Consider the following 25,297-nt stretch of genomic DNA (forward strand, 5'->3'; position numbering starts at 1 on the left):
GGTCAGAAGTCGTGTTCCCCACCGCCAAGCAGAAAACACGGCACATACTACAACAGGCCGCCAGGCCACTCCTCTATTAGAGGACACACATACTTTCCACCGCTGGCAGTTTTCGAGTACCGGTTACCCGGTTCGCTCCCCCCTTGACTGATTAGGTCTCGAAGTTCACTCAGACTCTACTATCCGCCGCTCCCTCTCTTTTGCCGTCCCAGGAGCCACCCTGGTCAAATGGCAGTCAGAGATTCCCACGTTAGTTAACCGTGTCGAAACCACGATTTAGGTATACGGCATTTCAAAGTCTAGGCATCGCATACGCTTACCCGGTTGCCCGGTTTCAGTCGCCCGATGTTCCATAGCGGCAACTTACCCACCTCGACTCATCATCAACGCATCATCCCATCAGGGGCGTACCCAAGGTTTCTTACTGTGATAAAGAGGACTCTCACCTCTATTTACTTGCTTAAGCTATCCAGCGACCCGTCCATTACGACGGTGCCAACGAGTCCAGGTTTCCCCTCATCGCCCTAGTGCCTTTCAGCACTCTCAGCAGCCCACAAGCACAGCATTCGTCACGCCGTTCACTTTCGAACGTCCCGAATGGTGGATTTACACCACTTCACGACTTAACAGGGTTTGTGCATGTCGCCATGCTTCCCGTTTCCGTGTCGCCCAACCTCACAACCAACAGATTGGGTCGAACGCAACATGTCTGTTGCTAGCGCCCGTTTCAGCCGTACCAGCCAGCGTTACCCGGCATACAGCTAAGGCGGTGTTCGAAGGGATGGCGCCCTTCGCTTGTCTTTCGACATATGTGTGATTTGCAGTTGGCGGCCTGCGCTTTGCGCCCTCAAAGAAGGTGCATAGCGCAGGTCACCGTGCGTGCGAGTCAACCAGCTTTTCACCTGGCTGCTTGCCTTGCAAATCAGTCTTCCCTCATGTGTGTATAGCGCGGAATTTCTGCATGTTTGCATCGAACGTCGGAACATCATTATGTCCGGCCCTGCCGGACGCTATCACACAACAACCATGCGCTATACGGGGTATAAAACTTATATTTGGAGCTCTGCCATGCCTGCCTCAACCCCAATTGCACACACAAAAACTGCCGCCCTAGCACGCATCCTTGATAGCGTTCCCAAGGGGTACCATCGGTATACCAGCGGCAAAGTAAAAGCAACGAAAGCTGAATCGCTCATCCAAAAATTTCATGCCCTCTATGGTATTGGATGTACCCCAATGCAGCGTCTGACCCGAAAAGGCAAAGGCCAAGCAAACGTACTTCTTGCTGTATATTGGCCTGAAGGGGCTGAAATGGTCGATTGGCTGTTACTTGCAACAGACGGTAATGGTCTGGAAAAAGAGTCTTTAAGCAAGGCAGAGGACAAGCCTCGGTTGACCTGGCTAGGTTATGAGTTGTTCAGGTATGCGGCGAAAGGAAAGACCGTATGGACATGGCGTCGCCCCAAACAAGAAATGACAGAACTTTTCAAATATGTCACTTATCAGGCTCGAAACCGGCAATACAACGCCTTAAAAGAAACATTGGAGCGTATCGCTCGCCAACCCGGGTTTCACGGGGTCAGGACTCAGTCTTGGGCACTTTGCGAGGAAGCTCTTCGATGCGGATATGATGGTCAACTTCCCCACCTGTTCTATTTAGAGAAGGTTAGCCATGGTGAAAGATTTGCTCTTGACTAAAACTTTCCATAACGACAAATCTAAAAGGTAATTAAAGAGAGTAGCCAGAAACTTGGCATACTCTCTTTAAATTTCCCAGCCACGGCTGGTAGCTATGCTAAATGCTCATGCTGATGCATGCAAAACGTCATGCATTACCAATTTTTCCACGACGAATCTGCTCTGCCTTTGTTGGGCGCCCACGACGGCGAGGGACCTGGTCTACAATAGAGAAATCTATTGGCTTTACCACTTCACGTTGAGCTTCAAGCCATTCCTCTACGTCCTGAGCACTGAACCGAAGCAACTTACCTATCTTTGTGCAAACGGGAAGGCTACCCTTGCTACTTAGACGGTTATAGATGGTCTGTGGGCTAATGTTGAGATATTCAGCCAGTGTCTGGGGGGTGTAGTAATTTGTCACGGAAATTTACCTGTATTCAAACAGTCACATGACTGCCTAAAGGTATAGCGCCAGATGCATCCCATAACGGAGATTTTTTGTCTGCTATACTGTAAAAGATAAACAATCAGATGGAGCATCTGGTTTACTGGAATCTACTTTGTTATAAATGACGTTAAGACAAATAGGTAGTTTTGCTGCAATTTTGCTGCAGCAAATGCTAAAAAATGCGGTAAAATGGAGTAAGCAGGAGTAAGGTAAGTTATTGATTTTTATTGAAATCATGTTGATTTTATTGGGTAGTGAAAGAGACTCAAAATCTCCCGCCGCGAGGTGTGTCGGTTCGAGTCCGACCCTGGGCACCACATCTAAAGCATTCCAAAAAACCCGCACAGCTTCTGGCTCTGCGGGTTTTTTATTGGCCAGCTTGCCCCTTTAAATCCAGCGACCAACGCTGATCCTGCCAGTGACACACCACGTTGTCAGCGCTGCACAACAGAAGTCTAACTGAGGTTCGCATCTTGGAACGCGGTTGCCACCGCCACGCCAGCCACTTCGAACCTGTTCATATTCATCGGTACATCAATCGATTGTTCCAGGCTCCTCGTCATCGAACAGCCCCGATGTTGCGCCATTATCCTTGCAACGGATGGACTGCCCGGCAATCATCGTAGAATCGTCGAGATTACCTTGCAGACGAAGCTTGCCGAGAAAGTTGACCTTGATTTCCGTGAGAGAACGCCAAACTGGCGCTAAAAATGATGCGCTTCTCCGGCCTTTTACGACAACGGGTTAAGCGCGAAGCGCAGATTGGCGTTGCTCGAATGCGATCGGGGCAAACACCCCAAGGCCGAATGGCGGAATTATGCGGGGAAAAACGAATGGCATCAAACGAGACGGAGGAAGTCTGGGTGTAGTTCTATCGGGTGGATGCACCAAAAGCAGTCAGCAACAAACGGACCAAGCCGCCCCCAACTACACCTGACTCGACCGAGATGTAGTCGACGTTTTTTGTCGTAATGGGCTACGATGATTATGAAGTAAGAGTGCCCCCACCACCACAAAGCCAACCCCTGAGAAGCTATATAACGCTAATGCAGGGCCAATTTGATCGGCTAAAAGTCCTGCACCGAGTGGCGCCATAGAGCTAACGATCATTTGCAGACGATAGGATTTAGCGGATGCGGCAGTCACTTGTTGTTCCTCAAAATTGGCGAGGACTGAATAAATGGCCAGCGCAAATACAACATTGGATGCGACGTGCGCTAAAAAGATCAAGATGAGTGCCAGGATAGCGCTATCCGAATAAGGGACAAGCATATAACAGCCTAAAAACAAGGCCAGACAACCGAAAATCAACTTGTTACTGCGGCTATTTTCATTAAATCGGCTTGCCGGAATCAGAAACGGGCCGAAAAGCTGACCTAAACTTCTGGCAAATAACAGTGGCAAAGCAATTCCGGTTTGATTTGCCTCGCCCGTAACTGGTGCTAGTACGGGAAGCAATGCCATGGCAGGAGAGCCGACCAGTGCCAGCATTGGTAATAGCAACACACCACGGCGTTGAATTGTAGATAAAGTGCACCAAGGTAACTCAGCGATTATTTCAATTTCAGCGCTATCCTTTTCCCATCTAAAATTCCTGGATGCAATCACCATAAAAGCAGTTGAGGCCAAGAAGCTGGCAGCATCGACAAGCAGCAATGCTAAAGAGCTCAGCTTGCCATACAGCAGCGCGCCAACACCAACACCAAAAAAGACATGAGCCGAAAATATCAAGGTGTCGATACCGGTCGCCACAGGCATTTCCGATTCAGACAGCCCGCGTTTAAAGATAAGATATATGGCAGGTAATGTCATGCCGGTGGCAAATGCGGTTGCACATTCTGCCATCAGGAGTGCCGGTACAGAACTGGACGTTACCCCATATACAGGGAATACCAGCCCAAGGAAGCCAAGCAATTCGCCTATGATCAAAATTTCAAAGGGCGACTTGTTAACACATAGTTTTTGGCCAAGCTTGCTACCCAATAACCCCGGGGCAGACGACAATATATATGCGATCGCCAATGATGATGCTGGCGCATGAAGACGTAGTAGCTCACCAAATACAATGACGAAAGTCAGGCCGCTACCTATCGATGACAGTACAAAGCCACCGCCCATGAGCGCGAGCCAGCGATGGGTACGAAGTGCCCCTGTAAGAACCTTGACCATGTACGACCTTCCAAAGCAGATATGAATCTGCCCAATGAATGACAACGAGTTTACAAGTCACTTGTAAAACTGTTTTCGATAATAGTATCAGTTGTCTTTCACTCTTAGTATGCTAAAAACATAAAATTTCAGCACAGTCGTATCTCCCTAGATCACTCCTCCGTCGCCACCACCACCCTCGTCCCCGCATCCCTTAGCACCGCGGCCATGCCGTCCGGCAGGGGCTGGTCGGTAAACAGCACGTCTACCTGACTGACGTGGGCCAGGCGTACCAGGGCCTCGCGGCTGAATTTGCTGTGGTCGGCCACCAGCCAGACCTGGCGAGATTGTTCGATGATGGTTTGTGCGACTTTGACTTCGCGGTAGTCAAAATCGCGCAGGGTACCGTCCGGGTCGATACTGGAGACACCGATGATGCCGATGTCGACGCGGAACTGGCGGATGAAGTCGATGGTGGCTTCGCCGGTGATGCCGCGGTCACGTGCGCGTACCACACCACCCGTGACGATAACTTCGTGGTCCGGGTTGTCGGCCAGGATGGCAGCGACGTTGAGGTTATTGGTGATGACAGACAAATGCCGGTGGCCCATCAGCGCGCGGGCGACTTCTTCGGTGGTGGTGCCGAGGTTAAGGATGAGGGACTGTCCGTCTTGTATCTGTTCTGCTACCAGCTCTGCAATGCGTTGCTTGGCACTGATTTGCAGTACCTTGCGCTGGGTATAGGCAATGTTCTCGACACTGGAGGGCAAGCCGGCCCCGCCGTGATAGCGGCGCAGCAGGTTGTCTTCGGCCAGCTGGTTGATGTCGCGCCGGATGGTCTGCATGGTGACATCGAACTGTTGCGCCAGTTCTTCTACCGACACAAAACCGCGCTTTCTGACCAGATCCAGCAGTGCCTGCTGACGGTGGTTTAACATAAGGTTCACATCCCTTGTTTATGCTGGGCCGGTAACGTGCCGGTTAGCCGGCGACGTCTTGCGGTTTTCAAAACAACATGCCGGGTGATGCAAAACAAACACCATGCGCGGATTGTTTGAAAACCAACATCCCTGAAATTTTCACCCTGCATTTATAGCACACATGTATTTCGTTTGTGTTTCAAAGCATCAATCCATGTTCGCATTTCCATCAAAACGAACATAAAACAACATTTTTGTTGCAATAAGAAAAAAACGATAATAGTATTCGAAAAAACAGGCTGTTTTCACAGGGGAACGTAGTGCAAGATATCGTGTACGACATGGTGGTGATTGGCGGGGGCATTAATGGCGCAGGGATTGCCAGAGATGCGGCTGGCCGGGGGATGTCTGTTTTGCTGTGCGAAAAAGATGATCTGGCCCAGCACACCTCGTCTGCCAGTACCAAGCTGATTCATGGCGGGTTACGTTATCTGGAGCACGGGGCGTTTTCACTGGTGCGCAAAGCACTGAAAGAACGGGAAACCTTGCTGAACGCGGCGCCACACATCATGTGGCCGTTGCGCTTTGTGATGCCACACAACAAGCAGCTGCGCCCTGCCTGGATGATCCGTGCCGGTTTGTTTTTGTACGACCATCTGGCCAAGCGCAATCTGTTGCCGGGCTCCAGCCAGATCAACCTGCAAAAGCATGCCGCCGGCAAGGTACTGCAACCTCAGTTCAAGACCGGGTTTGTGTATTCGGACGGCTGGGTGGACGATGCACGGCTGGTGGTACTGAATGCACGGGATGCCGCGCTGCATGGCGCCAAGGTACTGACCCGCACCAAATGCATTGCCGCCACGCGCAAGGACGGTTTCTGGACCCTGACGCTGCAAGACGGCCATGATACACGGCTGGTGAAGTCCCGCACGCTGGTCAATGCTGCCGGTCCCTGGGTCAGCGAGTTTCTGCAGCAAAACCAGATGATGAAAAGCCACCGCTCGCTGCGGCTGATCAAGGGCAGCCATATTGTGGTGCCCAAGCTGTTTGAGCATGACTTTGCGTATATTTTCCAGAACCCGGACCGGCGCATCATGTTTGCCATTCCGTACGAGCAGGATTTCACCCTGATCGGCACCACCGACGTGGAATACCGGCAAGACCCGAATCATGTGGCAATTGACCAGACAGAAATCGATTACCTGTGCCAGATGAGCAGCCTGTATTTCAAACAGTCCGTTACGCCTGACATGGTGTGCTGGCATTACAGCGGCGTACGCCCGCTGCTGGATGATGAATCTGCCAATGCATCCAGCATTACCCGTGACTATTCGCTGGAGCTGGATACGGATGGCCCCCCGCTGCTAAACGTGTTTGGCGGCAAGATCACCACCTTCCGCGTACTGGCAGAAAGTGCGGTAGACCAGTTGGCGCCGCTACTACAAAACCGCCACCCGGCCTGGACGGCGGGCAGCACGCTACCGGGCGGCCACCTGAACCACCTTAGCCGCCATGGGTTTGCTGCGTCGATGTGCGAAAAGTACGCCTCTTTGCCGGGCGATATGGTGCTGCGCATGGCCGGACTCTATGGCAGCGATACCCCCAAGATACTGGGTGGCGCCACCAGCCTGTCGGACCTGGGTGGGTTTGTCTTGCCGGGACTGACGGTGGCTGAAATCAATTACCTGAGAAAGCACGAATGGGCGGTGAGCGCAGAGGATATCCTCTGGCGCAGAACCAAACTGGGGCTGCATGTACAAGATGCTGTGGCCATTTTGCGGGGCTGGCTTGAAGCAAATCCAACATAAAAAATAAAAATACGAATTTTTTAGTTCGAAAAGCAACATTTAATACAAAATTAATATTAAAGTTAGAAAATCGTTACCACACAACAGCTGTAAACGTGGAAGTAACACCGGTTTTTAGAAGCCGTTTTTCAACCGCAGGTACTCGCTGAGGACCTGCCTTGAGAAAACTACTGTTGGAGGCTCTTGATACCGCATCCATGCGGATGGCGTACAAGGGCATTTTAGATCGTCGTTCCGTTGTCTGACTTATCTTCGAAGGGAGAGCTGTATGTTGAACCATAAGCTGAAGTTGTCTGCAGGAGCCGTACTGGCCGTATTTGCATTCCATGCACAGGCAGATGAGCAAGTATTACGTTTGTTGACCTGGGCCGACTATGCGCCGCAGGCTGTTGTAGACCAGTTCAAAAAAGAAACCGGCATTTCGGTTGAAGTGACACTGTCTAACAACGAAGAAATGATTTCCAAACTGCGTGCGACTGGTGGCGCAGGCTATGACCTGGTCAACCCGAGCCAGGACCGTATTACCGGCCCGGCCAAAGAGTTTGGCATTTACCAGCCGATCGACCTGAAGAAAGTGAAAACCGCTAACTTCATTCCATCCATGCTGGAATCCACCAAAAAAGTAACCGGCCTGGGCGGCAAAGTGTACGGTGTACCACTGTTCTGGGGTACCGATGGTCTGGTGGTGAACTCGGCCAAATCCAAAGCAGCGGATTACAGCGACCTGTGCAAACCGGAATACGCTGGCAAAACCGCCGTACGCCTGAAGCGCCCAACCCTGATCGGTATGGCGTTCTCTATGGGCAAAGACCCGTTCAAGGCTTATGCCAACCCTAAACAGTACGAAGCCATCATGACGGCAGCAGGCGACAAGCTGATCTCTTGCAAGAAAAACCTGAAATACTTCTGGGAAAGCAAAGACCAGCTGCTGAACGATATCCGCAACGGTGAAGTGGTTGCAGCCCAGATGTGGGATGCGGGCGGCTGGAAACTGAACACCGAAAACGCCACCATCAAGTTCATTGCACCAAAATCCGGCGCACTGGGCTGGGTTGATACCTTTGCGATTCCGTCCAAAGCCAAAAATCTGGACGCCGCTTACAAGTGGATCAACTTTATCAGCCGTCCGGAAATTGCGGCCAAAGTGGCGAAATCTGCAGGCAGCTTTACCGCCATCAAGGGCGCAGAGAACTTCATGGATGAAGTCATGAAGAAACAGCTGGCAGAATCCTTCCCGCCAGCCGCGCTGAAAAACATCAAATGGTACCCAGCCATTCCAGCCGGTCTGGAAGAGGTTGACGGTAAAGTGCTAGACAAGATCAAAGCATCTAACTAAGTCTGCGCGCACACCGGCGGCATTCCGGGAATGCCGCCGTTTTTTTTAGACAGAGACACTAGACTGAATAATGTCAGACGTGATCGGCAAGCGACGATTGCGCCTGAACAAGAAAACAGATATTAATTATTCGACATACATGACAGGTAACGTGCAGACACGCCCTTGTGACTGTACGGTTAGACCAGCATCAGGATCGCGCCCATGCAAACATCGTCCAACACTGCGCCTATTGACCTTTCCGTTCAGGAAGTCAGCAAGCATTACACCAACTTCACGGCGGTCAACCGTTTGAGCCTGGATGTGCCCAAAGGCAGTTTCTTCTCCATCCTCGGGCCATCGGGCTGCGGCAAGACCACCTTGCTGCGCATGATTGCCGGTTTCATCACGCCGGATGAAGGCGATATCGTCATTGGCGGCAAATCGATGCGCAACGTGGCGCCCAACCGCCGCCCCGTGAACATGGTTTTCCAGCATCTGGCCTTGTTCCCGATGATGAGTGTTGGCGAGAACGTAGGCTACGGTCTGGCCAGACGCGGCCTGACCAAGGGCGAAATCAGCAAAAAGGCAGATGCCATGCTAGAGCGCGTCGGCTTGCCGGGTATTGCCGGCAAACGTATCGACCAGTTGTCTGGCGGCCAGAAACAGCGCGTGGCCATTGCCCGCAGTCTGGTACTGGAACCCACACTGCTGCTGCTGGATGAGCCACTGGGCGCGCTGGACCTGAAACTGCGCGAACACATGAAACTGGAGCTGAAACAGCTGCAGAACGAAGTGGGCACCACCTTTGTGTACATTACCCACGACCAGAGTGAAGCGCTGGTCATGTCTGACCGCGTGGCGGTGATGAACAAAGGCCAGTTCGAACAGGTCGGCACCCCGCAAGAACTGTACTACCACCCGAAAACCGCCTTTGTGGCCGGCTTTGTCGGGAACAGCAACCGCCTGGAAGGCGTGCTGACAAACGCAGCCGAAGGCAAAACGGCCAGCGGACTGACGCTGGCCCTGACCCCGACACAACCGGCGTCTTCTGGCGCAACCTCCATGTTCATCCGGCCGGAAACCATTGCCTTGTCGCGCCAGGAAACGGAAATTGCCAGTTTTGCCAACCGCCTGCCTTGCAAGGTTGAAACCCTGTTCTTTGACGGGGCCAACTCCACGGTTCAGGTAAAAGAAGTCGCAACCGGCACCCAATTGCACGTTGCCTTGCCGCATACCGGCCAACACTCTGACCTGGTTCCGGGCGAAACCGTGTTTATCGGTATCCGCGCTGAGCACGTTCAGGCATTTCAGGGGTAAGCGGGCATGAACACGCTAACGCCTAAACGGCTGACTTTATACCTGCTGCTGGCACCCGCCATCCTGTGGCTGCTGCTGCTGATCATCCTGCCGCATGTCGGCATGGGGATGATCTCTTTCCGCGAACGGATCGGCCCCGGCGAGTTTGCCGGCAGCCTGAAACAATACCGTACCTTCTTTGAAGAACCGCTGTACTGGAATACCTTTGTCCGCACTGCCGTCATGTCGCTGATCGCCACCATCATGGCACTGGTGATGGCGTTTCCGGTGGCATGGACCATCGCCAAAGTGGCCAAGGGCCGTCTGAAAGCCCTGATGCTGGCGGCTACCCTGCTACCGTTCTGGGCCAGTGAACTGGTACGGACGCTCGGCTGGCTGATCCTGCTGCGCGGCAGCGGTGTCATCCCGCAGTTTCTGGCATTCATCGGTGTCACCGACCAGCCGGTGGAACTGCTGTACCACGATGCCACCATTCTGGTGGGCCTGATTTACAGCTCGCTGCTGTTCATGCTGGTGCCGCTGATCAACGCGCTGGAAACGCTGGACGACAGCCTGATTGAAGCGGCCTATGACCTGGGCGGCAACCGGCTGAATATTTTGCGCAAGATCATCATTCCGCATGCGGCGCCGGGGATTGCCGCCGGGTCGATCATGGTGTTCATGCTGACGCTGGGCAACTATCTGACCCCGGTGGTGTTGGGTGGCAAGAGCTCCATGTGGTTTACCGAGCAGATTTATACCCAGTTCATTACCCGTTTCAACTGGGAACAGGGTGCAGCATTTGCCTTCCTGTTGCTGGGCCTTTCATCCGTACTGGTCTGGCTGGGCCTGAAAATTACCGGCCAGCGCTTTGCCGATGCCATGCGCCGTACATAAGAGGATGACATCATGATTCCAAGTTTGCCAGACTCGAAACTGCTGACGCGCGGCCGTGCGCTGTACGTGTCACTGTTCTTCCTGTTTTTGCTGATGCCGCTGTCCGTGGTGGCTGTGTTTGCGTTCAACAACTCGCTGTTTCCGACACCACCGTGGAAAGGCTTCACGCTGGACTGGTTTATTGCCAACACGGGCGACCGTACCGGCCTGTTTTTTGACAGTGCACTGCTGACCAGTATCTGGGTCAGCTGCAAGGTGGCCTTCTGGGTGACCGTGTTGTCGGTCTCGCTGGGCATTGGTAATGCGTTTCTGCTGGAGCGTGCCCAGTTCCGCGGCAAAGGCCTGCTGACCACGCTGATGCTGGTGCCCTTGGTGATTCCTGGCGTGATTCTGGGGATTTCCATCCTGGCGTTTGCCAGCCAGATTGCCAACTATGCCTATGACGCCTGGGGGCTGGAACTGGAATGGCTGCGCCCCGGCTTGCCGCTGGTGGTGGCGGGTCAGTTCTCTTACATCGTCACCATTGCCACCCTGACCATTGCCGCTCGCCTGAAACGTTTTGACGAGTCGCTGGAAGAAGCGGCGCTGAACCTGGGCGCCACCCGTTTTGCGATTTTGCGAACAATTACGCTGCCTTATTTAAAACCGTCTATTATTGGTAGTGCAGCAGTCGCGTTTTTGTTGTCGTTCGAGAACTTCAACACCACGCTGATGTTAGTGGGTAGCGATAACCCGCTAACCGTGCTGATGTATGGCCGGATGCGGGAAGGTGCATCTCCTGTGCTGAATGCGGTCAGTCTGTTGCTGATGGCTGTTTCCAGTATTGCCGTGGGGATGATGTACCTGCGTAAACCCAAGCAAGCATAAAGGGTAAGCCATGCTGGTACTGGTTCAACTTCTTGGTGCCGTTGCCCTGTTGATCTGGGGCACGCATATGGTCCAGAGCGGGCTGTTACGCGCCTGGGGTGGCGTTTTACGCAAAGCCCTGGGGCATAGCGTCCGCAACCGGTTCACCGCCTTCCTGACCGGCATGGGCATTACCGCCCTCATCCAGAGTGGTACCGCCACCACGCTGATGGTGGCGGGCTTTGTCGGCCAAGGGTTAATCACCACGGCAGCGGCACTGCCCATCATTCTGGGCGCGGATGTCGGTTCCAGTCTGGTGGCCCAGTTCTTCTCGCTCAAACTGGTGTGGCTGTCTCCTTTGCTGGTCCTGGTCGGGGTGGCCTGTTTCCGGGCCAATCGTAGCCAGCAGTCCAAACACGCAGGCAAGGCCGCCATCGGGCTCGGCATCATGATGCTGGCCTTGCAGCTCATCGGCAGCACCATGGCCCCCATCAGCCATAGTCCGGCCATCCAGGTCATCTTCCAGTCGATTACCGGTGACACCATGCTGGATATTCTGGTGGCCGCCGCGCTGACGTTTGTGGCGCATTCCAGCCTGGCCATCGTACTGCTGGTCGCCACACTGGTCGATAACGGCGCACTCTCTCCGTTACTGGGGCTGGCACTGGTATTGGGTGCCAATCTGGGCAGCAGCATGAGCCCGCTATTGTCTGGCGTTGGCAGCGGCTCCAACGGCCGTCAGGTGCCGATTGCCAACCTGATCTTCAAGATTGTTGCGATTCTGATGGTGGCCCCGCTGGTTAAACACATGACACCATGGCTGCCAGACCTAGGCAGCACTCCGGCACGCCAGGTATTGCACTTCCATGTCTTGTTTAACCTGTTTACCGCGGCTGTGTTTATCTTTCTGACGGCACCGGTGGCCAGACTGTGCGCCAAACTCGGCAAGGGTAGTGCTGAGGGGTTGCAGCCGCATCAGGCCAAGTATCTGGATGAAGCCGCGCTGGAAACGCCAGAACTGGCCATCGCCTGCGCGGTGCGCGAAGCCTTGCGCATGGGGGATCTGGTGGACGAGATGCTGAAAGATACCAGCATTGCCATCTGCGAGAATGACGAGAAAGCCACCCGCAAGGTGGAAGAAACCGAACTGGCCATCGACATTCTCTACAAGTCACTGAAAAACTACCTGATGCGAATCGACCGTGAAGGCCTGTCCAGCCAGGATAACCAGCGCTGGGTAGATGTCTTGTCGCTCACCATCAATCTGGAACATATCGGTGACGTGATCGACAAAAACCTGATGGATCTGGCCAAGCGGAAAATGCGAAACCAGCTGGTATTTTCAGACAACGGGAACGAAGAAATTCGCGACCTCAACCAACGGCTGGTCAACAACCTGCGCCTCGGCTTGAGTCTCTTTATGCGGCCGGATGTCAAAAACGCCAAGCGCCTGCTGGAAGAAAAAACCCAGTTCAACGAACTGGAACGCCGCTATGCAGAGAATCACCTGCAGCGGCTGGCAGAACAGCGCCTGCAAAGTATCGAGACCAGCAGCCTGCATCTGGACGTGATCCGCGACCTCAAGCGCGTCAACAGCCACATCTGCGCCATGGCCTATCCGATTCTGGACTCTGCCGGCATGCTGATGAAGAGCCGCTTCAAGCCCGCGGCCAGCAGCAAGACCAAACCTTACCATAACCCGGCGCCCTCTTCTGGCGTCTGACCCCTCTTTCGTTAGGACCTGACTTTAACCATGCACACCTGGCCTTATCCCTTTTTGTTTGCCCACCGTGGTGGTGGCACGTTAGCCCCCGAGAATACCCTGGCCGGCATGGCCGAGGCGGTAAAACATCATTTTGGTGCCGTTGAATTTGACGTGAAGCTCAGCAAGGAAGGCCAATGCTACCTGCTGCACGACGACACGTTAGACCGTACCAGCAATGGCCATGGCCTGGCTGCAGAAAAGACCGTGCTGGACCTGCTGGCACTGGATGCCGGCAGCTGGCTGGCACCGCGTTTTGCCGGTGAGCCGGTACCGTTTTTCTCCACCATCGCCACCTACTGCAAAGCCCATGGCTTGCTCGCCAACGTGGAAATCAAACCCTGCCCCGGTCGTGATGCAGAAACGGGCACGCTGGTCGCCAATGCCACCGCCAGCCTGTGGGCCAATGCCACGGTGAAACCGTTGATGTCTTCGTTTTCGCTGACCGCCCTGAAAGCCGCTCAGCAGGCGCAGCCTGCCCTGCCCCGTGGCTGGTTGATCGAAGCCCCCTGGCCGGACAACTGGCAGGACACCCTGCAAGACTTGCAAGCCGTGTCGCTACACAGCGATGAAGCTTTGCTGACTGAAGCGCGCGTTCATGCCGTCAAGGCAGCGGGGTACCGTGTACTGGCTTATACCGTGAATGATGTCGCCCGGGCAGAAGAGCTGAAACGCTGGGGCGTCGATGGCCTCTTTACCGATGCACTCGACCAGATGCAGTCGCTGCTGTAAGCCGGTAAAGGTGGTTAGAAGACATGAAAAAGCCCATCAAATGATGGGCTTTTTCATGTCTTCTAAATCATCAGGCAATAGACGCACCCAAATCGTGCCAGCCTATGACTTGATTTCGTTTAGATATTTTTGCATTGTAAAATTAGCTAAGACCACGCCACGGAGAAGTATCTCGTTCATCTTAATGGTGGTGAAGCCTAGCTGCTCAAAAAATGGCTTCGCCATATGGGATGCATCTACATATAACCTGTCAATCTTTCTTCTCCGTGCTGCAATCAACAGATAATTATAGAGAGTGGTTGCAACCCCTTTTCTCTGGAAATCTGGATGGGTGTAGGCGCAGTCAATATGACCATCTTCATCTAACTCAATAAATCCAGCCACATGCCCATCAATGACGGCAATGAACGGCTTTTTATTTTTTAGTCTAACCGACCAATGATCATAATCAGGTGGTGTAGGGGCCCAAGCCTCTTGTTGCTCTTTGGTATATATGGATGAGTCAATATTGTGGACTGCCGCATGAAACAAGTCCGCAATCTCAATTGCCATATCCTCTGAGTAACTTTTGATTTCTATCATTTTTAAATTAAACCGGCTCGTTTGGTTTTTGTCATTACATGAGGGTCTTGGGGACCGCCCCTGTCAAAGGGGTCGTGTCCAAAGTGAAATTTGTCAAATTTCAGGCAGGATTTAAAAGGCATTTCTGCCACGGGCAAAAAAGCCGCCAGAAACATGGCGGCTTTTTTGTGCGCAGGAGTAATGAAGATTACTCCCGGTGATACGGATGGTTGTTAAGAATGGACACCGCCCGGTATAACTGCTCGGCCAGCAGTACACGGGCAAAACCGTGCGGCAGGGTCATGGGTGACAACGACAGCAACTGGTCGGCCCTGTTTTTCACCTCCGGGTCCAGGCCGTCCGCCCCGCCAATCACCAGGGCGATATCACGCCCGTCCTGCTGCCAGGCTTGCAACTGCTTGGCCAGATCCATGGTCGTCCAGCGGGCGCCGCGTTCATCCAGCGCAATCAGGCGCGCAGACTTGGGAATGGCCTCCAGAATCCGTACTTTCTCGGCGGCCATCACCTGCTCGGCCGTTTTGCCGCCCACGCGCTTTTCCGGTTTCAGTTCCAGCAGCTGCAAGGGCCACTCGCGCGGCATGCGCTTGGCGTACTCGCGGTAACCTTCTTCCATCCAGCCGGGCTGTTTTTGCCCGACAGCCAGCAGCCATAGTTTCATCGGGTTACGCGCCTTTGCAACATGCCAGTATCGTCATCCGGGTCAGATACGACGCGGACGGGCCAGATCTTCCGGCGACATCTCGTCATACACTTCCATCGGTTGATGAATCCACGGGTTATCCCCCAGATACTGCACCACATAGTCCGGCTTGAAGACTGAGCATTCTTTCTCCCAGATCACGCCGGTACGGATATCCTTGATATGCGGATAGCGCTGTTTCAGCTCTTCCACCACACGGCGCAAGGTCACCCCGGAATCCACCAGGTCATCCAGCAACAGCACACGGTCGCCCAATCCTTCGGTAGCCATGGTGATATGCTCGGAAATCACCAGCTGGTTCTGGGTTTTGCCGTTTGATTCGCGATACGACGAGGTAAACATGATGGCCAGCGGCGTATTGAAAATACGCGCCAGCACGTCGCCCACGCGCAAGCCGCCACGGGCAATGCAGATGATCTGGTTAAATTGCCAGCCGGAGGTATGTACCTTCAGGGCCAGTTGTTCTGTCAGCGCGTTGTAGTCGTCCCAACTTACATGTAAATCCGCCATTACATCCTCTTGTTGTTTTTGTTCCGGTGTCCGTCCGGAAAGTTGTACCGGGGGGTACCCCGTCATCACTTGTCCTGCGCCTGTCGTGGCCGATAAACCGACCCGTACATATGCAAACAGCCGCTCAGGTCTTGAGCGGCTGTTGTTCTGACAATCTCCGCTTAGCGAGGAATGGAGGTCGGCTTCTGGCCGCCCCACAGCTGCTCCAGGCTATAATACTGGCGCACAGCTGGTTGCATCACATGCACAACCACGTTGCCCAGGTCGACCAGCACCCACTCGCCATACTTCTCGCCCTCGGTGCTGATCACTTCCACACCCAGTTCCTTCATTTTTACCGATACGTTATTCGCCAAGGCCTTGACCTGACGATTACTGTCACCACTGGCTACAATCAACGCATCCCACAGCGGGCTCAGATGCCCCACGTCCAGCACCACAATATCTTTCGCCTTGATGTCTTCAAGGGCGTCTACCACTGCGGCTTTAAGCGCTGCGAGTTCCATACTTATATCCTGCCTGGCTATTGGTATAGCCGGTTATCCAAAATAAAACGCCGCACCGGTTCTGCCAGCAAGCCTTCGGTAGAAGCACCATTTTTGAGGCGCATCCGCAAGTCTGTGGCAGAAATATCTTCTGGCGGCGTTGATAAAACGTATATTTTACCGTGACTTAGCCTTGGTCGGCTAGGCTTCTCCGCATTCTCTGTCAGCAATTGTGCAACAGCAGGGTGCAAACCATGCGCCAGATCGGCCCCAGGCCTTGCGGCAACCGCCAAATGCGCCAGGTCCAGAATGTGCCGCCAGTCATGCCAGGTATGGAAATGCGTGAGCGAATCGCCCCCCAGCAGGAACACCAGCGGGGTCTCCTTGCCGACTTCGGCCCGCAATTCTGCCAGCGTTTCCACGGTATAGCAGAACCTTGCCCGTTTGAGCTCACGGTCATCCAGCACCAGCCCGGGTTCGCCATCCATGGTCAGCAGGCACATCTGCCGGCGGTCTTCATTGCTGGCCATGGCCAGCTGGCGATGCGGCGGCAACCCGGTCGGAATGATGCGAATTTCGTCATCCGCCCTGACCAGCCCCAGCTCGTCCCGCAACGCCTTTACAATGCGCAGGTGGGCAAGATGCATGGGGTCAAACGTTCCGCCAAAGACCCCGACCACCCGGCTATCAGGCAACACAGACTCCTTACTGACGGATTTGTCCGTCACCCAGCACCACGTATTTCTGACTGGTCAGCCCGTCCAGCCCCACCGGACCGCGGGCATGAATCTTGTCGGTAGAAATGCCGATTTCTGCACCCAGACCATATTCAAAACCATCGGCAAAGCGGGTAGACGCATTGACCATGACCGAAGCCGAATCCACCTCGCGCAAGAAACGGCGTGCTTTGGTGTAGTTCTCGGTCACGATGCTGTCGGTATGGTGAGAACCATACTGGTTGATGTGATCGATGGCTTCGTCCAGCCCGCCCACCAGTTTGACCGCCAGAATCGGCGCCAGGTATTCGGTAGACCAGTCTTCTGCGGTCGCGGCCTTGATGCCGGACAGGATACGGCGGGTATCGTCACAGCCACGCAGCTCGACCGATTTGGCCGCATAGACCTCAGCCAGTTTCGGCAACACGCTGGCGGCAATGTCCTTGTGCACCAGCAGGGTTTCCATGGTGTTGCAGGTACCGTAGCGATGGGTCTTGGCGTTGTCGGCAATCGGGATGGCTTTGGCGATATCAGCTTCGTTATCGATGTACACATGGCAGATACCGTCCAGATGCTTGATCACCGGTACGCGGGCTTCCTTGCTGATGCGCTCGATCAGGCCTTTGCCGCCGCGCGGCACAATCACGTCCACGTATTCCGGCATGGTAATCAGCATGCCGACAGCCGCACGGTCGGTGGTATCAACCACCTGTACTGCTTCGGACGGCAGGCCAGCCGCCACCAGCCCCTTGCTGATGCAAGAAGCCAATACCTGATTGGCGCGAATCGCTTCAGAACCGCCGCGCAAGATGGTGGCATTGCCGGACTTCAGGCACAGGGCCGCGGCATCAATGGTCACGTTCGGACGCGCCTCGTAAATGATGCCGATCACGCCAAGCGGGACGCGCATCTTGCCCACCTGAATACCAGACGGGCGAAAACTCATGTCGGTGATCTCGCCAATCGGGTCGGCCAGACCGGCAATCTGGTGCAGGCCTTCCACCATGGTGGCAATGGCTTTGTCAGACAGCATCAGACGGTCCACCATGGCCGGGTCCAGTCCGTTGGCGCGGGCAGCTTCCACATCGGCCAGGTTAGCGGCAACCACTTCGGCACGGCGTGCCTCGATTTCAGCGGCAATCGCCAGCAGTGCCTTGTTTTTCTGGTTGGTATCGGCCCGGGCCATGGCGCGGGATGCTTGACGGGCAGCCTGCCCGAGTTGCTGCATATACAGTTGGACGTCCATGAGTTGCTTCCAGAGAAAAACGGCAAAGCCACCTGTAGCAACAGCAGCCGCTTACAGGCAGACAAAAACAGGGTTTATCTTTGATTCTACACAGCTATTGTGAATATTTCACCAGAATGGCGGTGATTTTCCGGAAAGGGGGAGTTCTCTAGGATTGACCGAGTACATGCTGATACAGAAAGTTCTGCAGGATCAGCTTGCGTTGCATGTCGGTTTCATGGAACTGCAGTCCCATATGCACGGCCTGTTTCTCTTCATCACTTACCTGGATATTCCTGACCACGGCCGGTTGCACGATGTAATGGTCAGTCTCCATGACGTTGAGTTTGAATGACAGCGTGACTTCCTGTCCGATCTGGCATAGCAGGCGCGACATCTTGATGCGGGCACCATGAATGCTCAAATCACCGATCAGGCACGCCATTTTTTCCACCCCGAACTCGCCGATGGTTTCAATGGATGACACCAGATTCACCGTGATCCGGCTGGCTTGCCGGACATTGATGACTTGAACTTTGCTGGGAATGCCTACATGTAAGTAAGGGTATGGCGTGAGGTGGCTCTTGATGGCCGTTGCATCAAATGCGTAGATGGACTTGCCAAGAAAGGCCCGGAAACGGAATGGCTGCCCTTCACGTACCAGAACCAGGCTGCCGTTCACATACGGTGCCGACAAAATCAGGCTGCCTTTGTCATTCAGACCATACAGTTTGACAAAATAAGGCGCTTTTTCTTCCCCGGTCGGGCGCATTTGCAGTACATCGCCCAGTTTGAAAGGGACATTGCCAAACGGTTCGTAGACGGTCTTGTCAGCAGACTCTACGGGGTCATCGTCTTCTTCTTCGATTTCTACAGGCCGCGTCACTTTGGCTGGTCGCCAGTGTCCGTCCCGATACAGGCCAAGCTGCAGCAGGGTTTCGAGTTGACGATCAGACCGAATTACCTGCCCTTGTTTCAGTAACAGGTTATGATTGCGGTCAAAGATAGGCCATTGCAAGACTTTGCCAATCTCAAAGTCTTGACGCCTAAGCGGCATAAGATCCGTATGAGCCATATTTATGCTTTAAACATTATCCGATCAGGACAAAATTCATCATAACGCACATTTTATGTTTTAGGTAAAAACATGCTTGTATCACATTGATTTTTATCATATACATTGAGAAAAACAAGTACTATTTTGTTCAATCTGTTTTTGCTGCCCAACTGAGAAATCGCATGACTGTTCGCAAACCGCTGCCCTATGACATCCTTGGTGCAGTATTGGTACTGGTTTTCATAGAATATACGCATCTGCTGCCTGCCTTGCTGGGCGGCTTGCTGGTGCACGAGCTGGTCGTGATGCTCGCGCCCCGTGTCTGGCGGGGCAAACTGGAAGCGGGCAAGGCCAAGCTGCTGGTCGTGGCCCTGCTGGCGGCCATCGTGATTTCGCTACTGGTGTTGCTGGGTTTCTCGTTCTTGCTGCTGCTGCGGGGCGGCTCTGGCAATGTCACCCTGTTATTGCAGAAAATGGCCGATATCATTGCGGAATCCCGCAACCTGATACCGAGTGTACTCGATGGCTACCTGCCGGTAGACATTCATGCCCTGAAAGACCTGTTGATTGGCTGGTTGCGCGAGCATGCCGACGAGTTGCAGCGCATCGGCAAAGAAATTGGCGTGGTGCTGATCCAGATTCTGATCGGCATGATCATCGGCGGCCTGGTGGCGCTACAGGACATGGTCCGCCCCAAACCGCTAGGACCTTTTGGCCAGGCCTTGCTGGGGCACATTCACCGGTTCTCGGTGTCTTTCCGTGACGTGGTGTTTGCCCAGATCAAGATTGCGGCCGTCAATGCCACCCTGACGGGCATTTATCTGGTGGTGATCCTGCCCTTGGTGGGTATCCAGCTGCCGCTGGTCAAAACCATGATTGCCCTGACCTTTTTGCTGGGGCTGATTCCGGTGCTCGGCAATCTGGCCTCCAATACCATTATCGTCGTGGTCAGCATGAGCCACTCGCCGCAAACCGCCATTGCATCGCTGGCGTATCTGGTCATGATTCACAAGCTGGAATATTTCCTGAATGCCAAAATCATCGGTACCCGCATTCATGCGGCTGCCTGGGAAATCCTGATTGCCATGCTGGTCATGGAGTCGGTCTTTGGGCTGGCAGGTGTGATTGCCGCGCCGGTCTATTATGCGTATCTCAAGCGGGAGCTGGTCCGCCAGGGACTCATTTAGGCCCCGATCCCCCATGGTTTCTCATGGTATTGCGTGGCGCCGGTTGCCGTGGCGGTAAATCCCCGTCAAAATGTGCTGATTGCCGTCCCAAACTGGAGTTTGCCATGCATCTTGATACCTGGTGGTTATACCTGATGACCACATTCGTGATTTCTGCCACGCCAGGACCCAACATGCTGCTGGTCATGACGCATAGCGTCCGGCATGGCTTCAGACCGGCGCTGGGCACCATGGTGGGCTGCATGACCGCTTTGCTGATCATGCTCTCCATCTCTGCAGCCGGGCTGGGCGCGCTACTCAAAGCCTGGCCGGTTGTGTTTGACACCCTGCGCTGGATCGGCGCGGCTTATCTGGTCTGGCTAGGTTACAAGTGCTGGAGAGCCCCGGTCGACACCACCCAAGGCCCGGGCACCACGGCACCGCTGAAAGACAGTCACTGGAATACCCTGTTCAAACAAGGCTTTCTGGTCGCGGCCAGCAACCCGAAAGCGCTACTGTTTGCGGCAGCCTTCTTTCCCCAGTTCATTGATCAGAAAAGCCCGGCCTTGCCGCAATTCAGCATCCTGCTGCTGACCTTTACCATTGTCGAGGCAGGCTGGTATCTGGTGTACGCCGGCAGTGGCCGCAAAATTGCCGTGTATTTGCAAAATGCCCGGGTACTGAAAAACTTCAACCGCGCTACTGGCGGCGTTTTCATGGGGTTTGGTGCAGCCATGGCGGCGATTCGCCACTAGTAATCAGCCCTACACCCCTTTAAAGCACTCATGATGCTACCCGGTTGGTGCCGGGTAGCCCAAACGGATGTACAACATGTCACGCCAACGGATTCTCGGATTTTTTTCGCTTCTGGCCTTGCTCCACCTGCCCGCCCATGCCGCATGGAAACCCATCTTCAGCGACATTCAGGTCACGCTGGCCATTGATGAAGCCACGCTGGAAACCAAAGGCATGACAGCCAAAATGTGGGCGCGGGAGCGCTACAACCGGCCGGTACAGGCAGACCCGGGTGACTTCTTCTTCAAGACGGTGGCCACGCAAACCCAGTATGCCTGTGACAAGCGCACCCAGACCCCCTTGCTGACCGTGTACTATGATCTGGCCGATGAAGAAATCAAACGCATCAACGGGGACGACAAAGCACAACCCGTCGTACCGGGTTCCATGGATGAGCGGCGTTTTAACATCGCCTGCAAAGTCGCACCGCCCGTAGCCGTCAAACCGGTAGTCCCCCCAAAACCGGCAAAACCCGTCAAGCCAGCACCAGCTGCCAAACCCGCTGCTGCAGCCAAACCAGTAGAAGCGCCAAAAAAAGAAGCTGCTAGCGAACCCGCCAAACCGGCGCTGGTCATGCCTGCCCAGGGGAAAACCGAGCTGACGGAAGAAGCGCAGCTCAAAGGGATTGTCCGCAACCTGCTGAACGACAATGCCTACTTCATGAAAACCCATCCGGCCAGCTTCTTTGACCCCATCAAGGATGGCCAATATCCGCGTGCCACAGTGGTGACTTGCGCAGACTCCCGCGTGCAGACGGCGGCGTTCGACCAGACCCCGGAAGGCGATCTCTTCATGGTTCGCAATATCGGCAACCAGCTGTTCAGCAACCAGGGCTCGGTGGAGTATGGCGTCCACCACCTCAAAACACCGCTGCTGATCTTTGTGGGGCATGTCGCCTGCGGTGCCATCAAGGCGGCCATGAGCGACTACTCGGAAGAGTCGCCCTCCATCAAAAAAGAATTGTCCACCTTGCAAATCGACAAAAGTGCGTCTCTTACCGATAACGTGATCAAGAACGTCAATATCCAGGTGCGGGCGGCGCGCGCCCTGTTTGGCGAAGAAGTCAAAAGCAAGAAACTGACCGTGATGGGGGCCGTTTATGACTTCAGGGATGACCTGAAAGAAGGCCCGGGCAAGCTGGTGATCGTGAACTTCAACGGCGAAACCGACAAGACAAAAATCAGCAAGCAGCTTGCCGGCATGACGACCGAAACGACGGTCAGCAAGAAAAAACCCGTCAAGAAAACCACCCCGTAAACATTGGCATGCATACTTTACCGATCAAGATCCGCGGATATCACCTGGATGGCTACGGCCATGTCAATAACGCACGTTACCTGGAGTTCATGGAAGAAGGCCGCTGGTCACTGTTTGAACAGTTTGTCGACCTGCAAACCCTGGAGGCCGAAGGCCACGCATATGTGGTGGTCAGCATCGACATCGAGTACCGTCGCGCCGCCAACATGCATGACGAGCTGCGGCTGGAAACCCGGCTGCTTGCCTTCAACCGCCGTCACATCACGGTGCAGCAGCACCTCTTTCATACCCATACCAACAAACTGATTACCGCCGCCACGGTGACGCTGGCCGTCATGTCGGTCAGCAGCGGCCGCTCCATGGTCATTGAAGGCGGCGTAGCCGAGCGCCTGCAACGCATGCTGGAAGCCGGGAGTGGGGCAAACCCGCCAGAACAGGTATGATGCACATCACTTTCCGCCAGATGGATGCCAGAACATGAGCCTTCCGCCCAAACCCCTGTTGCTTGATGCCCTGAAGCGTCTGGACGCCGACAAATTCTGTTCCGGCGAGTACCTGGCCGAGCAACTGCACGTTTCCCGGGCCTCCATCTCGCTGGCGTTGCAACAGGCCCGTACCTTTGGCGTCAATGTGCAGAGCGTGCATGGCAAGGGCTACCGTCTGCCGCATCCGATCGACTGGCTGGACAGCCACGTTATCCAGTCTCACCGGCTGGTCGCCGGTCCGGCCGTATCTGTGCTGGATGTCACCGACTCCACCAATACCCAGATGCTGCAACACCCGGATGACTATACGCACGGCAGTTGCCTGGTGGCCGAATGCCAGACCGGCGGTCGTGGCCGGCGCGGCCGGCAGTGGCAAAGCACGCTGGGCGGCAGTCTGGCTTTTTCTCTGCGCTGGGATTTTCCGTTTGGCATTGCCCGGTTATCCGGCCTGAGTCTGGCGACCGGTATCGCCATTATCCGGGCCCTCAGGCGCATCGGCATGACGCAAGCCATGCTCAAGTGGCCAAACGATGTCTTGATCGGGCCAAGGAAGCTGGCCGGTATCCTGATTGAAACCCAAGGGGATGCATTGGGGCCGATCCAGGCCATTATCGGCATCGGGCTGAATGTGCGTCTTTCTGACCTGCAGCGTGACGACATTGACCAGCCCGTGACCGACTTGGCTGAGCATCTGTCGCAAACACCTTCCCGCAATGCGTTGCTGGCCATCCTGCTAGATGAGCTGGCCCATATCCTCAATACCTTCACCCAGGACGGCTTTGCCCCTCTGCGCAGCGAATGGCAAAGTCTGCATGCCTGGCAAGACCGGGCGGTGAACATTGTCCAGGGCTGTGAAATCCTGAGTAGCGGTGTCGCCTGTGGCGTAGATGCGCTAGGTGCCTTGCTGATAGAAACCGGTACCTGCATCCAGACCGTGTATGCGGGCGATGTATCCCTGCGGGCGGCCACATGACGAATACACACGCACCCTATGCCCTGCTGATCGATGTCGGCAACACCCGGATCAAATGGGGGGCCTACAATCTGGTGACGGAAGACTGGCAAGACAAGGGCACGCTCGACCACGATGCATTGGCAGCGTGGCTCACGGACAACCCCTTGCTGCGCGATGCACGCCTGCTGATCGGCAGCCATGTGGCCGGCGCCCATCTCCGGCAAGCCATTGATACGGCAAGCCAGGGACGCATGACCTGGCTGGTGCCGGAGCGCCAGTCGCACGGCATCACCAACCAGTATCAGGCACCAGAAAAACTGGGGCCGGACCGCTGGGCCTCACTGATTGCGGTGCACCACCTGTCACCCGCGCATTCACTGGTGGTCAATGCCGGTACCGCTCTGACGGTAGACGTACTGGACGAGCAAGGCGTGTTTTGCGGCGGACTGATCGTACCGGGCTTGCAGCTGATGCTTGCATCCCTGGCCAGCGGGACCGCCGGTTTGCCGCGCCAGCCCGGCGAATGGCAGGCATACCCGGACAATACCGGCAATGCGTTATATTCCGGCGCCATTCAGGCGCTGGCAGGCAGCATCATGCAGATGGCTCACCAGATGCTGCAGGATGGCATTACCCCCGGGCAGTGCGTACTTTCGGGCGGAGATGCCGACAAAATCGCCCCTCACCTGAACCTGCCCTGTGTCATTGTGGATCATCTGGTACTGGACGGACTGGCCTGCGTCGCCAGTGACTTATTCAAGGTAAAAGCGTCATCATGAAATCATGGTTCATCATCGCACTGCTGGCCAATATCGGCCTCTTCGGCTGGTACCAGCTGCATCATTCGGACAAAAACACACAGACACTGGAGCCGGAAGAACAGGCACAGCAAATCCACATTGTCAGTGAGCAGGATATTCCGCCCGCCAGCCCCAGCAAACCGGCAGAGCCGGTGGCAAGCAAGGTAGCCGAAGCAGAGCAAGCCGCGAGCGTACCGGAAGCACCCGCCTCCACCCGGCCATTGGAGACATCGGCGGCAACTGCACTGGTCTGCTTTGACTGGGGTCCCGTCCCGGATGCGATCTGGAATCAGGCCAGAGCCGGGCTGAAAGCGTTGCGCGTGGCGCCTGTCAAACCCGTCATGGAAGAAACAGCCGACAAATACTGGGTATATATCCCGCCACAGGGCTCCCTGCCCGGTGCGCAGAAAAAAGGTGAACAGCTGAAAGCGCTGAATGTAACGGACTTTTTCATCATTCAGGATCAGAGCAAATGGCAGTTTGCCATTTCCTTGGGGATTTTCTCGTCCCGCGAAGCGGCAGACAAACAGTTGGGGGTATTGCAGGCACAAGGGGTGCGCTCGGCCGTGGTCGGCGCGCGTGAACCGGTCACCCGTACCTGGAAAACCGAATTCCGGAAGCTGGATGCAGACAAGGCTACCCGTCTGACTGAATTGGTCAAAAGCCTGGCGGGGCCCCGTCTGAACAAAATCGCCTGTTCACCCTGAGT

The 25,297-nt window shown here is 54.9% G+C and carries 25 protein-coding genes; 15 read left to right on the forward strand and 10 right to left on the reverse strand.

Annotated features, from left to right (window positions below; genetic code table 11):
• Positions 1 to 879: 879 nt before the first annotated feature.
• A complete protein-coding gene (locus F552_RS0107900; protein ID WP_211208248.1) occupies positions 880 to 1,698 on the forward strand; it encodes a hypothetical protein in 819 nt (272 codons plus the stop codon).
• Positions 1,699 to 1,825: 127 nt separating this feature from the next.
• Here F552_RS0107900 and F552_RS21090 read toward each other — a convergent pair whose 3' ends face one another.
• The 3 genes from F552_RS21090 to F552_RS0107915 form a co-directional block, all read right to left on the reverse strand.
• Positions 1,826 to 2,101, reverse strand: a complete 276-nt coding sequence (locus F552_RS21090) for a helix-turn-helix domain-containing protein (protein WP_083917451.1) — start codon at positions 2,099 to 2,101, stop codon at positions 1,826 to 1,828.
• Positions 2,102 to 3,055: 954 nt separating this feature from the next.
• Entirely contained in the window at positions 3,056 to 4,297 is a 1,242-nt protein-coding gene (locus F552_RS0107910; RefSeq protein WP_018151194.1) for an MFS transporter, read from the reverse strand.
• A 152-nt stretch (positions 4,298 to 4,449) separates the two neighbouring features.
• The gene (locus tag F552_RS0107915) at positions 4,450 to 5,214 is read right to left on the reverse strand and encodes a DeoR/GlpR family DNA-binding transcription regulator (RefSeq protein ID WP_018151195.1); all 765 of its coding nucleotides are present in this window, start codon (positions 5,212 to 5,214) and stop codon (positions 4,450 to 4,452) included.
• A 302-nt stretch (positions 5,215 to 5,516) separates the two neighbouring features.
• Here F552_RS0107915 and glpD point away from each other — a divergent pair, with 302 nt between their 5' ends.
• The 7 genes from glpD (at position 5,517) to ugpQ (ending at position 13,855) form a co-directional block, all read left to right on the forward strand.
• On the forward strand, positions 5,517 to 7,004 hold the full coding sequence (glpD, locus tag F552_RS18765; RefSeq protein WP_018151196.1) for a glycerol-3-phosphate dehydrogenase: 1,488 nt from the start codon (positions 5,517 to 5,519) through the stop codon (positions 7,002 to 7,004).
• Positions 7,005 to 7,272: 268 nt separating this feature from the next.
• Positions 7,273 to 8,340: an extracellular solute-binding protein gene (locus tag F552_RS0107925; protein ID WP_018151197.1), complete on the forward strand. Its 1,068-nt coding sequence runs from the start codon at positions 7,273 to 7,275 to the stop codon at positions 8,338 to 8,340.
• 204 nt (positions 8,341 to 8,544) lie between these two features.
• The gene (locus tag F552_RS18770; protein WP_018151198.1) at positions 8,545 to 9,639 is read left to right on the forward strand and encodes an ABC transporter ATP-binding protein; all 1,095 of its coding nucleotides are present in this window, start codon (positions 8,545 to 8,547) and stop codon (positions 9,637 to 9,639) included.
• Positions 9,640 to 9,645: 6 nt separating this feature from the next.
• Positions 9,646 to 10,515: an ABC transporter permease gene (locus tag F552_RS0107935; protein WP_018151199.1), complete on the forward strand. Its 870-nt coding sequence runs from the start codon at positions 9,646 to 9,648 to the stop codon at positions 10,513 to 10,515.
• A gap of 12 nt (positions 10,516 to 10,527) precedes the next feature.
• Positions 10,528 to 11,382 carry an ABC transporter permease gene (locus F552_RS0107940; RefSeq protein WP_018151200.1) on the forward strand — a complete coding sequence of 285 codons (855 nt, stop codon included), beginning with the start codon at positions 10,528 to 10,530 and terminating at the stop codon, positions 11,380 to 11,382.
• Positions 11,383 to 11,392: 10 nt separating this feature from the next.
• Entirely contained in the window at positions 11,393 to 13,084 is a 1,692-nt protein-coding gene (locus F552_RS0107945; protein ID WP_018151201.1) for a Na/Pi cotransporter family protein, read from the forward strand.
• Between the two features lie 30 nt (positions 13,085 to 13,114).
• A complete protein-coding gene (gene ugpQ / locus F552_RS0107950) occupies positions 13,115 to 13,855 on the forward strand; it encodes a glycerophosphodiester phosphodiesterase (protein WP_018151202.1) in 741 nt (246 codons plus the stop codon).
• Between the two features lie 102 nt (positions 13,856 to 13,957).
• Here the strand turns inward: ugpQ and F552_RS0107955 are convergent, their stop codons facing one another.
• The 7 genes from F552_RS0107955 to F552_RS0107985 form a co-directional block, all read right to left on the reverse strand.
• Entirely contained in the window at positions 13,958 to 14,437 is a 480-nt protein-coding gene (locus F552_RS0107955; protein ID WP_018151203.1) for a GNAT family N-acetyltransferase, read from the reverse strand.
• A 187-nt stretch (positions 14,438 to 14,624) separates the two neighbouring features.
• Positions 14,625 to 15,095 (reverse strand): 23S rRNA (pseudouridine(1915)-N(3))-methyltransferase RlmH, encoded by a 471-nt coding sequence (rlmH, locus tag F552_RS0107960; protein ID WP_018151204.1) that lies wholly within the window; start codon positions 15,093 to 15,095, stop codon positions 14,625 to 14,627.
• A gap of 42 nt (positions 15,096 to 15,137) precedes the next feature.
• Entirely contained in the window at positions 15,138 to 15,647 is a 510-nt protein-coding gene (locus F552_RS0107965) for a phosphoribosyltransferase (RefSeq protein WP_018151205.1), read from the reverse strand.
• Between the two features lie 161 nt (positions 15,648 to 15,808).
• A complete protein-coding gene (rsfS, locus tag F552_RS0107970; RefSeq protein ID WP_018151206.1) occupies positions 15,809 to 16,153 on the reverse strand; it encodes a ribosome silencing factor in 345 nt (114 codons plus the stop codon).
• Between the two features lie 17 nt (positions 16,154 to 16,170).
• The gene (gene nadD / locus F552_RS0107975; RefSeq protein ID WP_018151207.1) at positions 16,171 to 16,827 is read right to left on the reverse strand and encodes a nicotinate-nucleotide adenylyltransferase; all 657 of its coding nucleotides are present in this window, start codon (positions 16,825 to 16,827) and stop codon (positions 16,171 to 16,173) included.
• A gap of 10 nt (positions 16,828 to 16,837) precedes the next feature.
• A complete protein-coding gene (locus F552_RS0107980) occupies positions 16,838 to 18,094 on the reverse strand; it encodes a glutamate-5-semialdehyde dehydrogenase (protein ID WP_018151208.1) in 1,257 nt (418 codons plus the stop codon).
• A 148-nt stretch (positions 18,095 to 18,242) separates the two neighbouring features.
• Positions 18,243 to 19,091: a flagellar brake protein gene (locus tag F552_RS0107985; RefSeq protein WP_169333582.1), complete on the reverse strand. Its 849-nt coding sequence runs from the start codon at positions 19,089 to 19,091 to the stop codon at positions 18,243 to 18,245.
• Positions 19,092 to 19,312: 221 nt separating this feature from the next.
• Between F552_RS0107985 and F552_RS0107990 the strand changes: the two genes are divergently transcribed.
• From F552_RS0107990 to F552_RS20015, 7 genes are all read left to right on the forward strand, one after another.
• The gene (locus F552_RS0107990; protein ID WP_026182510.1) at positions 19,313 to 20,317 is read left to right on the forward strand and encodes an AI-2E family transporter; all 1,005 of its coding nucleotides are present in this window, start codon (positions 19,313 to 19,315) and stop codon (positions 20,315 to 20,317) included.
• Between the two features lie 104 nt (positions 20,318 to 20,421).
• Positions 20,422 to 21,051, forward strand: coding sequence for a LysE family translocator (locus F552_RS0107995; RefSeq protein WP_026182511.1), 630 nt, complete (start codon positions 20,422 to 20,424; stop codon positions 21,049 to 21,051).
• A gap of 76 nt (positions 21,052 to 21,127) precedes the next feature.
• On the forward strand, positions 21,128 to 22,348 hold the full coding sequence (locus tag F552_RS20010; protein WP_156802260.1) for a carbonic anhydrase: 1,221 nt from the start codon (positions 21,128 to 21,130) through the stop codon (positions 22,346 to 22,348).
• A gap of 8 nt (positions 22,349 to 22,356) precedes the next feature.
• On the forward strand, positions 22,357 to 22,791 hold the full coding sequence (locus tag F552_RS18780) for an acyl-CoA thioesterase (RefSeq protein WP_018151213.1): 435 nt from the start codon (positions 22,357 to 22,359) through the stop codon (positions 22,789 to 22,791).
• Between the two features lie 34 nt (positions 22,792 to 22,825).
• Positions 22,826 to 23,806 (forward strand): biotin--[acetyl-CoA-carboxylase] ligase, encoded by a 981-nt coding sequence (locus F552_RS0108010; RefSeq protein ID WP_018151214.1) that lies wholly within the window; start codon positions 22,826 to 22,828, stop codon positions 23,804 to 23,806.
• Complete coding sequence (locus tag F552_RS0108015; RefSeq protein ID WP_018151215.1) at positions 23,803 to 24,567, forward strand: type III pantothenate kinase; 765 nt, start codon at positions 23,803 to 23,805, stop codon at positions 24,565 to 24,567. The genes F552_RS0108010 and F552_RS0108015 overlap by 4 nt, the downstream gene beginning before the upstream one ends.
• Complete coding sequence (locus F552_RS20015) at positions 24,564 to 25,295, forward strand: SPOR domain-containing protein (protein ID WP_018151216.1); 732 nt, start codon at positions 24,564 to 24,566, stop codon at positions 25,293 to 25,295. The genes F552_RS0108015 and F552_RS20015 overlap by 4 nt, the downstream gene beginning before the upstream one ends.
• The last annotated feature ends 2 nt before the right edge of the window (positions 25,296 to 25,297 follow it).

It is taken from the genome of Leeia oryzae DSM 17879 (assembly GCF_000376945.1).
Lineage (GTDB): Bacteria > Pseudomonadota > Gammaproteobacteria > Burkholderiales > Leeiaceae > Leeia > Leeia oryzae.